The following is a 14,112-nucleotide window of genomic DNA, read 5'->3' on the forward strand; positions in this document are numbered from 1 at the left end:
ATCGATAATGTTTAATACATTACATAATCAGCCGATTGACGACCCGAATGATGCGCCCCTCTAATCTGTGGCCTCACACGGTCCGCGGCGCGGCGATCGGCTAACATGCACGGCGTCGCCGGCAGACGCATGCCTGCCGTTTGTCATTCATTCAGATAAAAACAAGCCGGAGTGCCCGATGGGGACAAGCATCAGGGCGTTGCTGCTATCCCAGATGGATAGCTTCACGCCGTCGGAACAGAAGGTCGCGCACGCGCTGCTGGATCGCTATCCGAGCCTCGGGCTCGGGCCGATCGCGAGCTTCGCGAAGCAAGCCGAAGTCAGCGACCCGACCGTGTTCCGCTTCGTCGTGCGAATCGGCTTCCCGAACTACTCGTCGTTCCAGCAGGCGCTGCACGACGAGATCGATACCGCGATGAATTCGCCGCTCGCGCGGATGGATGCGTTCCACTCGGAATCGGGGATGCGCGACAGCCATGCGGCGATCTTCCAGCGGCTCTCGCAATCGCTTGCCACCACGATCGAGGGACTCGACGCGGCGGCGTTCGACGAAGCGGTGACGCTGCTGGCCGATCCGGAAATCCGCGTGTTCTGCGGCGGCGGGCGTTATACCGCGCCGCTCGCGTCGCTGTTTTCGTTCACGCTCGCGTATGCACGCCCGCATGTGCAGTACGTCGAGCCGAACCTGAATCTCGCGTCGGTGTCGCTGACCGACATGGGGCCCGGCGACGTGCTGGTCATTTTCGATTTTCGCCGCTATCAGAAGGACAGCATCCGGTTCGCGCAGGCCGCGCACCAGCTCGGCGTGCGCGTGCTGCTGATCACCGACGAATGGCGCTCGCCGATCAGCGCGTTCGCCGAGATCGTGCTGCGGATCCAGGGGCGCCCGTTCGCGATGCTGCAGACCAACGTGCCGGCGCTGGCGCTCGCCGAAGCGCTGGTGATCGGCGTGACGAACCGGCTTCCCGAACTGGCGCGGCAGAGGATGGAAAAGATCGAGCGGCTCAGTACGGGCGGCAGCGCGCAGGACGCGAATCAGCGGGATTTGCCCGAATGACGGTCGCGCGTCATTCGGGCGCGGACGTCAGCTCTCCACGTCCTCGAGACTGAACACTTCCGTCTTGTCGTTATACGAAAAGACTTCGCCGTAACGCCCCCAGTCGATCACCGCGTCGAGCGTTTCCTCGGCCGCCTCGTCCGACAGGAAATCCTCCAGCTCCTGCTCGAAACGCACGCGCGGCGCACGATGGCCGGGGCGCTCGTTCAGCACCTTCCGGATCCGCGCGGCGAGCGGCACGTGCTTCAGCAGGTGATCCGCGAACATCAGCTTGCGTTCCTGCGTGCCGAATTCCGCGAACACGCGCGCGGGCGGCGTCAGGAACACGTCGCCTTCGCGCACGTCGGCGAAACCGAGGTACTGCAGCACTTCGGCGATCGGAAACAGTTCGTCCACTTCCAGATGCAGCGTGCGCGCGATTTCCGGCATGTCGGCACGACCGTGATACGGCGCCATCGCGAGCGTCTCGATCAGGCCGGCCATCAGGTTGGTCGACACGCGCGGCATCCAGCTGCCGAGCTCGAGCCCCTTCTTCGTCGCCTCGTTGGTCTGGCGGGCCGTCATCTTCGCGTAGATGTCGTCGACCAGCTTGCGGAAATCCGGATCCAGCCGGTTGCGCGGATGCTTGAACGGTACCTTGATCTCGGCGATCACGCGGCCCGGATTCGACGACAGCACGAGAATGCGGTCGCACATGAACACCGCTTCCTCGATGTTGTGCGTGACGATCAGCACCGACTTGATCGGCATGCGGCCTTGCGTCCACAGGTCGAGCAGGTCGGTACGCAGCGTCTCGGCGGTCAGCACGTCGAGTGCGGAAAACGGCTCGTCCATCAGCAGGATCGTCGGATCGACCACGAGCGCGCGCGCGAAGCCCACGCGCTGGCGCATGCCGCCCGACAGTTCGCGCGGATACGCGTTCTCGAAGCCGTCGAGACCGATCAGGTCGATCGCGGCGAGCGCGCGTTCGCGCCGCTCGCGTGCGCCGACGCCGAGTGCTTCGAGGCCGGCTTCCACGTTCTGCAGCACGGTCAGCCACGGAAACAGCGCGAAGGTCTGGAACACCATCGCGACGCCTTCGGCCGGGCCGCGCAGCGGCTTGCCCAGATAGGTCACGTCACCGCCGGTCGGCTCGATCAGCCCGGCGATGATCCGCAGCAGCGTGGACTTGCCCGAACCGGAGCGGCCGAGCAGCCCGACGATCTCGCCTTCGCGCAACGACAGGTTCGCGTCGTCGAGCACGAGCAACTCGCCCTGCGACTTGTTGAAGCCGCGATTCACGTGTTCGACGCGCAGGATTTCCTCGCCGAGGCGCGGCGGCTGAAGCGGCTGGGACGTCTGGACAGGGGCGTTGATTACGGTCTGGTTTTGCATCGCGCTTACTCTCAATCGAGACGGAGCCGGGATTCCGCATAGGCGTACATCGGACGCCACAGCAGACGGTTGAACAGGGTAACGAACAGGGACATCACGGCGATGCCCAGGATGATCTTCGGAAAATCGCCGGCGGCAGTCATCTGTGCGATGTACGAGCCGAGGCCATGCGCGACGACCCTGGTGTCGCCCCACTGCACGAACTCGGACACGATGCTCGCGTTCCACGCGCCGCCCGATGCGGTGATCGCACCGGTCACGTAGTACGGGAAAATGCCGGGCAGCATCGCCTGGCGCCACCACTGCCAGCCGCGAATGCGGAAGTTCTTCGTCGCTTCCTTGTAGTCGTTCGGATAGGACATCGCGCCGGCGATCACGTTGAACAGGATGTACCACTGCGTGCCGAGCACGATCAGCGGCGACAGCCAGATGTCCGCGTTCAGATGGAAATGGACGATCACGATCACGAACACCGGGAACAGCAGGTTCGCCGGGAACGCGGCGAGGAACTGCGCGAGCGGCTGGATCTTCTCGGCCAGCGCGGGGCGCAGCCCGATCAGCACGCCGAGCGGCACCCAGATCACCGACGCGATCGCGATCAGCACCAGCACGCGCAGCAACGTGATCAGCCCGAGCACCACCACGTGGCCGACCTCGCCCATCGTCACGCCGGTCGCCACGAAGCTGACGACGCGCCACCCGACGTACACCGTCAGCAGGATCACGAACGCGCCCCACACGACGTCGCCGACGCGCGACGAACCGCGCGCCGACGTGCCGCGCGAGCGCTTGCCCGTGAGCGCCGGCACGCGCAACGGAATCCGCGCGGCCTGCGACAGCAGCCAGCCGGCCGGCACGAGCAGCTGGTGGATCAGGTGCGTGCGGCGCAGCATGTCGAGCAGCCAGGACTGCGGCGCATCGCCCGACGCGGTGTTTTCCATCCGGAACTTGTCGGCCCACGCGACGAGCGGGCGGAACAGGAACTGGTCGTACGCGAGGATCACGACCGACATTGCGACGATCACCCAGCCCACCGCACCGAGGTTCTTGTCGGCGATCGCCTGCGCGAGATACGCGCCGATGCCCGGCAGCGTGATCGTCTGGTTGCCGACGGTGATCGCCTCCGACGCGACGACGAAGAACCAGCCGCCCGACATCGACATCATCATGTTCCAGATCAGCCCCGGCATCGAGAACGGCACCTCGAGCTTCCAGAAGCGCTGCCACGGCGTCAGGTGGAAGCCGCGCGACACTTCGCTCAGGTCGCGCGGCACCGTGCGCAGCGACTGGTAGAAGCTGAACGTCATGTTCCACGCCTGGCTCGTGAAGATCGCGAAGATCGCCGCGAGCTCGGCGCCGAGCACGCGGCCCGGGAACAGTGCGAGGAAGAACGTGACCGTAAACGAGATATAGCCGAGCACCGGCACCGACTGCAGGATGTCGAGGATCGGGATCAGCACCATGCCGGCACGGCGGCTTTTCGCGGCGAGCGTGCCGTACACCAGCGTGAACGCGAGCGACGCGACCATCGCGGCGAGCATCCGCAGCGTGGTGCGCAACGCGTATTCGGGCAGGTTCGACGGATCGAGCGAGATCTTCTGCGTCTGCAGCACGGCGATCGGCGCCATCGTCTGATGAAAGCCGACGATCGCCATTGCGAGTATGCCGATGATCAGCGGAAACGCGACCGCATCCCAGCGGTTGGGGAGCACGCGCCACGCGGACGCGTTGGCGGTGCGATTCGGATCGAAGAAACTGATATCCATCGGTAGCGTCTTGGTCGAATTGAAAATCGATGGGATCGGCCGCGTGACGCGCGGCCGGATGCGCCGTTAGCCGGCGCGGCTCAGAACGGCTTGTGGCGGGCCCGGCACAGGACCGCCGAACGCGCGATCGACGCGGGCAAGACCAGCACCCGCGCGACGGCGGGCAGCATAATCGGCAGGACCGAACCTTCCTTGACCGGACCGGGATCCACGCTCAGGTGAACGCCGACGTAGACGATGCCGCAGGCAACGATCGGCACGAACGGCGCGAAGCCGATGGTGCGCGTGCGATGACCGCCCGCACCGCTGGTTTCCGTTGCCGCGAGATTCGGCATGAGGGGCTCCGGAGAAGTGATTCGGTGTCGCAGGCTATCGGGCGGACATGACGCAAACGTGACGTGTCACTTACAGGACATTGACAGGTCATCCGCCGGTGGTCGGTCATTGCGCCGCAAGCCGCGAGCAACCTCGCAACGCGCGGGAATAAATCCGCCGCCGCAGCGGTATGGCATACGAAGGCGCCGGCTTATTCCAGGACGATCCGGCCGTCCGGTTCCGTCACACGAATGCGAGGCTCACATGTCTTCATCGAATCCCACCCGCCCGTCGCGTCGCAAGGCCCTGCAATGCATGGCGTTCGGCGGCCTCGGCACGCTGTTTACACTGTCGGGCGGCATCCTGACGCCGTTCGACCTCGCGCTCGCGCAAAGCGGCGCCGCACTCCCCGCGGACAAGGGCCGGCCGCTGTTCGTGCAGATCAGCGACACGCACATCGGCTTCAACAAGGACGCGAATCCCGACGTCGCGGCCACGCTGCGGCAGACCATCGAGCTCGTCAACGCGATGCCTGCCACGCCCGCGCTCGCGATCCATACCGGCGACATCACGCACCTGTCCAAGGCAGCGGAGTTCGACCAGGCGTCGCAGCTGCTGTCCGCGCTGCGCGTGCCGGAGCTGCATACGGTGCCTGGCGAACACGACGTGACCGACGGCTCGGGTGCCGAATATTTCAGCCGCTTCGGCAAGGCGTCGGACAACCGCGGCTACTACAGCTTCGATCACGCGGGCGTGCACTTCGTCGCGCTCGTCAACGTGATGCACTTCAAGCCGAACGGGCTCGGCAGCTTCGGCGACGAGCAGCTCGCGTGGCTCGCGCAGGATCTGAAGGGGCAATCGTCGAGCACGCCGATCGTCGTGTTCTCGCACATGCCGATGTGGACCATCTACGAGCCGTGGGGCTGGGGCACCGGCGACGCACCGCAGACGATGGCGCTGCTGCGCCGATTCGGCTCGGTCACCGTGCTGAACGGGCACATTCACCAGATCGTGTCGAAGGTCGAAGGCAACGTGACGTTCCACACCGCGCGCTCCACCGCGTTCCCGCAGCCGACCGCCGGCAACGGCCCCGGCCCGGTGCCGCTCACCGTGCCGCGCGACCGGCTGCCCGCGATGCTCGGCGTGACGACCGTCGACTTCGCCGGCCATCCCGTGGCGGCGTCGCTGCGCGACACGACGCTGGCCTGATCCCTCGCCCGATTCCGCTACGCAAGGAGACCGACATGACCATCCTCAAGCCCTCGACGCTGCTGGCGGCGCTGACCCTGTGCGCGGCCGCCGCCGGCACGCCGCTCGCCGCATTCGCGCAACCCCCGGCCGGCCCGCTCGTGACGATCCACAACTTCATGTTTTCGCCGATGTCGACCACGATCAAGGCCGGCACGACGGTCACGTGGAAGAACCTCGACGCGGAACCGCATACCGTCGTCAACGACGCGGGCATCTTCCATTCGAATGCGCTCGACCAGGACGAGACCTACTCGTTCCGCTTCGACAAGCCGGGGGTCTACAAGGTGTTCTGCGGGATTCATCCGTACATGAAGGAGACCATCACCGTGGAATGACGCGGCGCGCCGCGCCACGCGCGCGAAGGTCCGGCACCGCGGAGCGACGCCCGCCGATCGCCTACACTGGTTCCAACCGGCCGGCCCCCGCCGGCCGTCACCGACCACGAGGCAAGCGATGACGGCAAGTCAACCCGCACACCCGAAGCTACCTGGGCAGGTCGTGCTCGTGCTCCAGGGCGGCGGCGCACTGGGCGCATACCAGCTCGGCGTATTCGAGGCGATGGACGCGGCGGGCATCCAGCCCGACTGGGTGATCGGCACGTCGATCGGCGCGATCAACGCGGCGCTGATCGCCGGCAACGCGCCCGCGCACCGCGCGCAGCGAATGGCCGAATTCTGGCGCCACGTCACCGAACGGCCCGCCGTGACCGTGCCGGGCTTCCCGACGACCTGGGACAAGATCGGCTCGGAACTCGCGGTGATCGGCGCGGGCCTCACGGGATTCTTTCGGCCGAATCCCGCCGCGTGGCTCGGGCCGCTCGCGCGGGTCGGCGTCGAGCACGCGTCGTACTACGTGGTCGAGCCGCTGCGCGACACGCTCGCGTCGCTGATCGACCTCGACCTGCTGAATGCGTGCCGGCCGCGACTGACCGTCGGCGCGGTCAACGCGTGCACCGGCACGATGCGATATTTCGATTCGCGCGACCGGCCGCTCGACCTCGACCACGTGATGAGCTCGGGCGCGCTGCCGCCCGCGTTTCCGGCCGTGCGGATCGACGGCGCACCCTACTGGGACGGCGGCATCTATTCGAATACGCCGGTCGAGGTCGTGCTCGACGATGCGCCGCGCCGCAGCTCGATCATCTTCTCGGTGCAGATGTGGAATCCGGTCGGGCCCGAGCCGCAAAGCATCTGGCAGGTGTCGGAGCGGCAGAAGGACATCCAGTACGCGAGCCGCACGGACGGCAACATCGCGCGGCAACAGCAGATTCACCGGCTGCGCCACGTGATCAAGGAACTGGTGATGCGGCTGCCGGAGGCGGAGCGCACGTCGGCCGACGTGCAGGCGCTCGCCGCGTGGGGCTGCCAGACGACGATGCACGTGATCAAGCTCGCGGCGCCGCGGCTCGACGGCGACGATCAGTGGAAGGACATCGATTTCACGCCGGACGGCATCGCGGCGCGCCGGCAGGCCGGGTTCGACGCGACGATGCAGGCGATCGCCGCGAGACCGTGGGATCAGCCGATGGACCCGACGGAAGGGCTCAGCGTCTGGAGCCCGGAGGAGAACCGGATCGGCGAACGGCACAACTGAGGCAGCCGGCGCAACGTCCGCGCGCGCACCGCCCTGCCCGGCAGCGGCTTAAAGCGCGCGGACGATGCCGCCGTCGACGCGAATGTTCTGCCCGGTAATGTAGCCGGCGCCTTCCGAAAGCAGGAACGTCACGGTCTGCGCGATCTCCTGTGTCTTGCCGAAACGGCCGGCCGGAATGCGGGCCACGATCTCGGGCGTCTCCGGCCAGCTGTCGATGAAGCCGGGCAGCACCGAATTGATGCGGATGTTGTCCTTCGCGTACCGGTCGGCGTACAGGCGCGTGAAGGCGCTGAGCGCCGCGCGCAGCGCGGACGACACCGGCATCGCCTGCTCGGGCGCGTCGGCCGCGAAGCTCGAGATGTTGACCACCGCGCCGCCGCCCTGCTTCAGGAAGACCGGTGTCACGCGGCGCAGCACGCGCGCGACGTTGAGCACGATCAGGTCGAGCCCTTCGTGCCATTTGTCGTCGTCGATCGAGAGCAGGTCGCCCTTCGGCGGATGCCCGGTATTGTTGACGACCGCATCGATACGGCCGTACTTCGCGAGCGTCTCGTTCACGAAGCGCGCGATGTCGGCGTCTTCGGTGACCGACCCCGCCACGCCGAACCCGCCGAGTTCCTTCGCCAGTTCGACCGCGCTGCCGGACGGCGACATCAGCGCGACGCGATAACCGTTGCCCGCGAGATCCCGCGCAATCGCGGCGCCCATGCCCTTGCCCGCCGCCGTCACCAAAGCCACTTTCTCTACAGTCATGCTGTTCTCCTGAATGGGTCGGCGCAGCGCCGCGATCATCGTCCATGGCAGCACTGTAGGACTCTATAATCGGCTTGTCGAACCATGATTTCTCCACCCACCCTGTAGAATTTCTACTGCATGAAGGCGCTATCGCGTATCCGCCGGTTCCCGCCGCTCAATGCGCTTCGCGCGTTCGAGGCCGCCGCGCGACACCTCAATTTCCGGCTGGCCGCCGACGAACTCGGCGTGACCCAGGGCGCGGTGGCGCAACAGGTCAGGCATCTGGAGGACGTCGTGGAGGTTCAGCTGTTCCGGCGGCTGCCCAGGGGGCTGGCGCTGACGCGCGAAGGGCTCGAGTATTTTTCGTCGGTCCAGCGTGCGCTGCAGATCATCTCCGACGCCACGGACGCGCTCGGGCAGCGCCCGACGGTTCTGGCGGTCAGCACGACGCCGTCGTTCGCGTCGAAGTGGCTGATTCCGCGCCTGTCGGACTTCGGCCGGCTGCATCCCGACATCGAAGTGCGCGTGATCGCCGACGAAAGGCTTGCGTCGTTCCGGGCCGACGGCGTCGACATCGCGATTCGACTGAGCAAGCCGCCGTTCCCGGCCGGCCTGGTCGCCGAGTTGCTGTTTCCGCTCGACATCTTTGCCGTCGCCAGCCCGAAACTGCTCGACAGCGGCTCGCCGATCCGGACGCCCGCGGACCTCGCAAAGCATGTGCTGTTGCACGACGCGCACGATCTGTGGCCCGAGTTCATCGACAAGCTCGGCGGCAAAGGCCGGGCCGATCCGACGAAAGGGCCGCGGTTCAGCCAATCGCTGCTCGCAATCGACGCCGCGGTCGCCGGCCAGGGCATCGCGCTGACCAGCGAGCCGCTGGTCGAACGCGATATCGCGGATGGCCGACTGCGGCGCGTGTTCGATTTTTCGTTTCCAATGTCGCTCGGGTTTTACGTCGTCTTTCCGCAGGCCAGTGCGCACTCGGAAGCGCTCGATGCGATGCGGCGGTGGCTGTTCGCGCAGTACGGGAACGGGTGACGCGCTGAAGTCCGACCGACCAACAACCCCACTTCCATCAGTGCCTTCACACGTATCGTTATTTTACGATATATGATTCGCCCATCGACGATACCCGTATGCCCAGAACACCACGCCCTTCCATGCCGACCGAACTCGACATCGACGCGATCCTGAAAGCGCTCTCGAACCCCGTGCGCCGGGAAATCCTCGTCTGGCTGAAAACGCCGGGCGCGCATTTCCCGGAGCAGACGCTGCCGTACGACCACGGCGTCTGCGCCGGGCAGATCGACGCGCGCTGCGGGCTGTCGCAGTCGACGGTTTCCGCGCACCTCGCGACGCTGCAGCGCGCGGGGCTCGTGACGTCGACGCGGATCGGCCAGTGGGCGTTCTTCCAGCGCAACGAGGCCGTCATCGACGCATTTCTCGACGCCCTGCGTCGCGAACTCTGACCCAGGACATGCGGGCCACCCGTCGCGCACGACGCGACGGCCATCCCGCCTTTCGTGAAGAGGTTACCTCCATGCCTACCCTGTTCGATCCCGTTACCCTCGGCGACCTGACTCTACCGAACCGCGTCGTGATGGCGCCGCTCACCCGTGCCCGCGCCGGCAGCGCGCGCGTGCCCAACGACCTGATGGCCCGCTATTACGCCGAGCGCGCATCGGCCGGCCTGATCATCAGCGAAGCGACTTCGGTCACGCCGCAGGGTGTCGGCTACGCGGACACGCCGGGCATCTGGTCCGACGAACAGGTGGAAGGCTGGAAGCGCGTGACGCAGGCCGTGCACGCGGCGGGCGGCCGCATCGTGCTGCAGCTCTGGCACGTCGGCCGGATTTCCGATCCGGTGTTCCTGGACGGCGACCTGCCGGTCGCGCCGAGCGCGATCGCCGCGGGCGGTCACGTGAGCCTCGTGCGGCCGCCGCGTCCGTACGTGACGCCGCGCGCGCTCGACATCGATGAAATTCCGGGTATCGTCGCCGCGTACCGCAGGGGCGCGGAAAACGCGAAGAAGGCGGGCTTCGACGGCGTCGAGATCCACGGCGCGAACGGCTACCTGCTCGATCAGTTCCTGCAGGACAGCACCAACCTGCGCACCGACGCGTACGGCGGCCCGATCGAGAACCGCGCGCGCCTGCTGCTCGAAGTGGTCGACGCGGCGATCGACGTGTGGGGCGCGGGCCGTGTCGGCGTGCACCTCGCACCGCGCGGCGACGCGCACACGATGGGCGATTCCGATCCGGCCGCGACGTTCGGCTACGTCGCACGCGAACTCGGCCGCCGCAAGATCGCGTTCATCTTCACGCGTGAATCGTATTCGGGCGACCAGCTGAGCCCGCGTCTGAAGGAGGCGTTCGGCGGCCCGCTGATCGCGAACGAGCAGTTCACGCTCGAATCGGCGCAGGACACGCTCGCGAGCGGCCACGCCGACGCGATCGCGTGGGGCAAGCTGTTCATCGCGAATCCGGACCTGCCGCGTCGACTCGAACTCGGCGCACCGCTGAACAAGCCGGTGCCGGAGACGTTCTACGCCGAAGGCGAAACGGGTTACACCGACTACCCGGCGCTCAGCGACGCGGCATGACGGCCGGCGGCACGTTCATGCGCACACGTCCGCGCGCATGAACACGCGCTGCGTCTCGTCGAGCCCACGCGCGACGTGATGCGCGCGGACCGCATGCAGCGTGTCGTCGAGCGATGCGTCGTCGATGATGTCGAAGCCCAGGCGCGCGTAGTACGGCGCATTCCACGGCGCGTCGCGAAACGTCGACAGCACGACCTGCGCGATGCCGTCTTGCGCGGCGCGTGTCATGATCCGTTCAATCAGGCGCGCGCCGATCCGCTGCCCCGCATGCGACGGCGCGACGTCCAGTTCCTCCAGATAAAGCCGCTGCGCATCGAGCAGCCGGTAGAACGCGAAACCCACGCAGCCCCCCGCTTCGTCCGTCGCCACATACGCGCGGCCGTCGTCGATGCGTGCGAGCACGTCGGCCGCATCGGTCGGCTCGCCTTCGGCGATGTCGGACATGCCGATGTCGCGAAAGCGCTGGGCGGCGGCCACTTCCACGGCGGCCATCGCGGCCGCGTCTTCCCGCGTGGCGGGACGAATCCGGATCGATACTGTCATCACGACGAGGTAGGCAGGCAGGAACGGCCGTCACTATAATCGAAACTTCATACCTTTCGAACGCCTTGCCCACGAGGTTCGCCATGACGCTGTCCGCGCTCGCCGTGTTCGCCATCGCCCTGCTCGTCACCGCCGGCACGCCCGGCCCGAGCGTCGCCGCGCTCGTCGCGCGCGTGCTGACGAACGGCGTGCGAGACGTGCTGCCGTTCCTCGCCGCGATGTGGATCGGCGAGGCGCTGTGGCTCACGCTGGCGGTGGCCGGGCTGTCGGCGTTCGCACGCACGTTCGAGACGGGCCTGCTCGTGCTGAAGCTGCTCGGCGTCGCGTACCTGCTGTTCCTCGCGTGGAAGATGTGGACCGCGCCGACCGACACGCAGGCCGGCGACCTGCCGCGCGGGCAGTCGCCGTGGCGCATGTTCGTCGCGGGCACGCTGGTCACGCTCGGCAACCCGAAGATCATGCTGTTCTATCTCGCGCTGCTGCCGACGATCGTCGATCTGACGCATGTCGGTGTGCTCGCGTGGGCCGAGCTGGTCGGCACGATGCTGGCGATCCTGATCCTCGCCGACTGCTTCTGGTCGCTGCTCGCGGTGCGTGCGCGCGCATTTCTGACGTCGGCACGCGCGAAGCGGGTCGCGAACCGCACGAGCGCGACCGCGATGGCGGGTGCGGCGGTGGCGATCGCGACGCGGTAGTCCGTCGATCGCACACCATCCCGTTCTCCGTAGACCTGCAATGCCGCAACTCGAGAAAATTCCCGCGGCACTTGCCGCACTGTCGATTTCTCGTCGCGAGATCGTGCTTCCGCTCGACGCCGCGCTCGAATGCATTGACTATTGCGAGCGTCATCGCATTCCGATCTATGGTTGGGAAGGTTGGGTCCTGACTGTCGGCGAGTTCGCGGTCTTCAATGCGAATGCGCTAACAACCCATTAGCCTGCGCCTGCCACCCACCACGGGCCCATCCTCATTACACTCGACCAACGCCCGCACCAGCGCCCAGTCATCGTCGTCGCAGAAATCGAGCAGCATCGCGCCACACGGACCGCGCGTTTCACGCAACCGCGCCGCGAGCCGCGCCTGAATCCCGACTACCCTGCCGTCGCCGCGCGCGACCACCGACGGATTCGCGCCCATCCCCGTGCCGCTGCAGAAATTGATCGCCCAGCGCCCGCTCTCCGGCGACGGCATGCGGCTCAGCAGCGCATCGATCACACGCCACTTGTAGTGGATCGACCCGGCGACAGGCACACGGTATTCATCCTGGATCACGAACGCCGCATCCGGATGATCGATCGTAAACGTCGCATTGTCGGGCCACGCGGTCAGGTCGATGCCCAGCGGCCGGCTGCTGCGGAACCGCCGCAACAGCACCATCGCGCCGCGCACATCGCCGAGCGCCGGCAGCGCGCGGCCCGCATGCCAGCGCAGCCGCGGATGCCGCGCGCAATGCGCATCGAACGTCGCGTCGAAACTGCGCGTGCACGCATGCGCGGGCCATTCGTCCTTCACCGACATCACGATGCATTCGCGCGGATGCGCATCGAGAAAGCGCGTGCAGTCCGCGAGCACGTCGTCGAACGACAGGCCGAGCGCGATGCCGCCGTGATGGATGTCGAACGTATCGCCCCGGTGCCGGCAGCGAATGTCGAGCAGCCGCACGCCATGCGCGAGCTGCGCATCGAGCGGCGCGCGCTGCGTGCGTACGAGCGGATCGTCGACCGTATACGCACAGGTGTCATGGCTGCCCGGTAGGGTCAGCGTATGCAGCGGCCGCGCGTCGTCGAGCGCCGACATCCAGTCGGCCAGCGGCGTGGAGGCTTCGTGTCGCGAAGGGATCATGAATCGATGACTGACAAGGAAAGAAAGACGTGGGTGACCGCGTCGGATGTCGCCGTGCGGGCCGGCGTGTCGCGCTCCGCGGTGTCGCGCGCGTTCTCGCCGACGGCGAGCATCGCGCCCGAGACGCGCGAACGCGTGATGGCGGCCGCGCGTGCGCTCGGCTACCAGGTCAACCTGATCGCGCGCGACATGATCACGCAGCGCAGCAGCATGATCGGCGTCGTGACGGCCGGTTTCGAGAATCCGTTCCGCGCACGGCTGCTGTCGGACCTGATGGCCGCGCTCGGGCAGCGCGCGTTCACGCCGCTCGTGACCAATGCGGACGATCCGCATCAGGTCCGGCAATCGCTGGAGCGGCTGCTCAGCTACCGGATCGCGGGCCTGGTGATGACGTCCGCTTCGCCGCCGCTGTCGGTCGCGCAGCAGTATCTCGACCACCGGATTCCCGTCGTGATGATCAACCGCGAAGCGAACCTGCCGGGCGCGGACGTCGTCGTCAGCGACAACGCGACGGGCGCCGTCCATGCGGCGCAACGGCTCGTGCGGGCCGGCGCGCGCCGGCTCGCGTTCGTCGGGCCGCGTACCGCGAGCTACAGCGCACGCGCGCGCGCGGAGGCGTTCGCGCAGGCGCTGCAACACGGCGACGCGTACGATGCGGCGCTCGTCCGCGTGATCGATACGGACTCCGACACGCACGCATGCGGCCTCGACGCCGCGCGGCAACTGTTCGCGACGGGCGAGCGGCCGGACGGTGTGTTCTGCTCGTCCGACCTGCTCGCGCTCGGCATGATCGACGCCGCGCGCGACGCCTTCGGCTTGCGCGTGCCCGACGACCTGCGCGTGATCGGCTTCGACGACATCCCCGCCGCCGCATACGACGCCTACCGGCTCTCGACGCTGCGCCAGGACACGCAAGGCCTCGCGCACGCGGCCGTCGACCTGCTCGCCGACCGGATCCAGACGTTCGACGGCGCGTCGCGCACGCGGGTCGTGCCGGTTACGCACGTGGCGCGGCATAGCTGCGCGTAACGCGT

The 14,112-nt window shown here is 67.2% G+C and carries 16 protein-coding genes; 10 read left to right on the forward strand and 6 right to left on the reverse strand.

Translation table 11 applies throughout. The annotated features are described in order from the left end of the window. The first annotated feature begins 178 nt into the window (after nt 1-178). The gene (locus DID98_RS10180) at nt 179-1,057 is read left to right on the forward strand and encodes a MurR/RpiR family transcriptional regulator (protein ID WP_124521865.1); all 879 of its coding nucleotides are present in this window, start codon (nt 179-181) and stop codon (nt 1,055-1,057) included. A 27-nt stretch (nt 1,058-1,084) separates the two neighbouring features. On the opposite strand, the gene DID98_RS10185 is transcribed toward DID98_RS10180, so the two are convergent. From DID98_RS10185 to DID98_RS36210, 3 genes are all read right to left on the reverse strand, one after another. Beyond that, nucleotides 1,085-2,431, reverse strand: coding sequence for an AAA-associated domain-containing protein (locus DID98_RS10185; RefSeq protein WP_124521867.1), 1,347 nt, complete (start codon nt 2,429-2,431; stop codon nt 1,085-1,087). A gap of 11 nt (nt 2,432-2,442) precedes the next feature. Then, nucleotides 2,443-4,197, reverse strand: a complete 1,755-nt coding sequence (locus tag DID98_RS10190; protein WP_124551245.1) for an ABC transporter permease subunit — start codon at nt 4,195-4,197, stop codon at nt 2,443-2,445. Between the two features lie 80 nt (nt 4,198-4,277). Continuing rightward, nucleotides 4,278-4,532, reverse strand: a complete 255-nt coding sequence (locus DID98_RS36210; protein ID WP_260426322.1) for a phosphate transporter — start codon at nt 4,530-4,532, stop codon at nt 4,278-4,280. Between the two features lie 244 nt (nt 4,533-4,776). On the opposite strand from DID98_RS36210, the gene DID98_RS10200 reads away from it, so the two are divergent. The 3 genes from DID98_RS10200 (at nt 4,777) to DID98_RS10210 (ending at nt 7,356) form a co-directional block, all read left to right on the forward strand. Continuing rightward, on the forward strand, nt 4,777-5,721 hold the full coding sequence (locus DID98_RS10200) for a metallophosphoesterase (RefSeq protein WP_044846687.1): 945 nt from the start codon (nt 4,777-4,779) through the stop codon (nt 5,719-5,721). Nucleotides 5,722-5,756: 35 nt separating this feature from the next. Next, nucleotides 5,757-6,098 (forward strand): cupredoxin domain-containing protein, encoded by a 342-nt coding sequence (locus tag DID98_RS10205; RefSeq protein WP_124489034.1) that lies wholly within the window; start codon nt 5,757-5,759, stop codon nt 6,096-6,098. 118 nt (nt 6,099-6,216) lie between these two features. After that, nucleotides 6,217-7,356: a patatin-like phospholipase family protein gene (locus DID98_RS10210; RefSeq protein ID WP_124523729.1), complete on the forward strand. Its 1,140-nt coding sequence runs from the start codon at nt 6,217-6,219 to the stop codon at nt 7,354-7,356. 48 nt (nt 7,357-7,404) lie between these two features. On the opposite strand, the gene DID98_RS10215 is transcribed toward DID98_RS10210, so the two are convergent. Further along, nucleotides 7,405-8,109 (reverse strand): SDR family oxidoreductase, encoded by a 705-nt coding sequence (locus tag DID98_RS10215; protein WP_124523727.1) that lies wholly within the window; start codon nt 8,107-8,109, stop codon nt 7,405-7,407. Between the two features lie 120 nt (nt 8,110-8,229). Here DID98_RS10215 and gcvA point away from each other — a divergent pair, with 120 nt between their 5' ends. From gcvA to DID98_RS10230, 3 genes are all read left to right on the forward strand, one after another. Further along, nucleotides 8,230-9,129, forward strand: coding sequence for a transcriptional regulator GcvA (gene gcvA, locus DID98_RS10220; RefSeq protein ID WP_124489037.1), 900 nt, complete (start codon nt 8,230-8,232; stop codon nt 9,127-9,129). A 122-nt stretch (nt 9,130-9,251) separates the two neighbouring features. Beyond that, the gene (locus tag DID98_RS10225) at nt 9,252-9,560 is read left to right on the forward strand and encodes a helix-turn-helix transcriptional regulator (protein ID WP_044846683.1); all 309 of its coding nucleotides are present in this window, start codon (nt 9,252-9,254) and stop codon (nt 9,558-9,560) included. Nucleotides 9,561-9,631: 71 nt separating this feature from the next. After that, a complete protein-coding gene (locus tag DID98_RS10230) occupies nt 9,632-10,693 on the forward strand; it encodes an alkene reductase (protein WP_044846682.1) in 1,062 nt (353 codons plus the stop codon). 15 nt (nt 10,694-10,708) lie between these two features. On the opposite strand, the gene DID98_RS10235 is transcribed toward DID98_RS10230, so the two are convergent. After that, a complete protein-coding gene (locus tag DID98_RS10235; protein ID WP_124523725.1) occupies nt 10,709-11,236 on the reverse strand; it encodes a GNAT family N-acetyltransferase in 528 nt (175 codons plus the stop codon). Nucleotides 11,237-11,319: 83 nt separating this feature from the next. Between DID98_RS10235 and DID98_RS10240 the strand changes: the two genes are divergently transcribed. Further along, a complete protein-coding gene (locus DID98_RS10240) occupies nt 11,320-11,931 on the forward strand; it encodes a LysE family translocator (RefSeq protein WP_044846680.1) in 612 nt (203 codons plus the stop codon). 40 nt (nt 11,932-11,971) lie between these two features. Next, nucleotides 11,972-12,172: a hypothetical protein gene (locus DID98_RS10245; RefSeq protein ID WP_124523723.1), complete on the forward strand. Its 201-nt coding sequence runs from the start codon at nt 11,972-11,974 to the stop codon at nt 12,170-12,172. Here DID98_RS10245 and DID98_RS10250 read toward each other — a convergent pair. After that, nucleotides 12,158-13,078, reverse strand: a complete 921-nt coding sequence (locus DID98_RS10250; protein ID WP_185500297.1) for a phosphatidylinositol-specific phospholipase C — start codon at nt 13,076-13,078, stop codon at nt 12,158-12,160. The two genes, DID98_RS10245 and DID98_RS10250, sit on opposite strands and share 15 nt — an antisense overlap. Before the next feature lie 6 nt (nt 13,079-13,084). Here DID98_RS10250 and DID98_RS10255 point away from each other — a divergent pair, with 6 nt between their 5' ends. After that, a complete protein-coding gene (locus DID98_RS10255; protein WP_124523721.1) occupies nt 13,085-14,107 on the forward strand; it encodes a LacI family DNA-binding transcriptional regulator in 1,023 nt (340 codons plus the stop codon). Nucleotides 14,108-14,112 lie beyond the last annotated feature (5 nt).

The organism is Burkholderia sp. Bp8984 (genome assembly GCF_003853755.1).
In the GTDB taxonomy this organism is placed as follows: Bacteria; Pseudomonadota; Gammaproteobacteria; order Burkholderiales; family Burkholderiaceae; genus Burkholderia.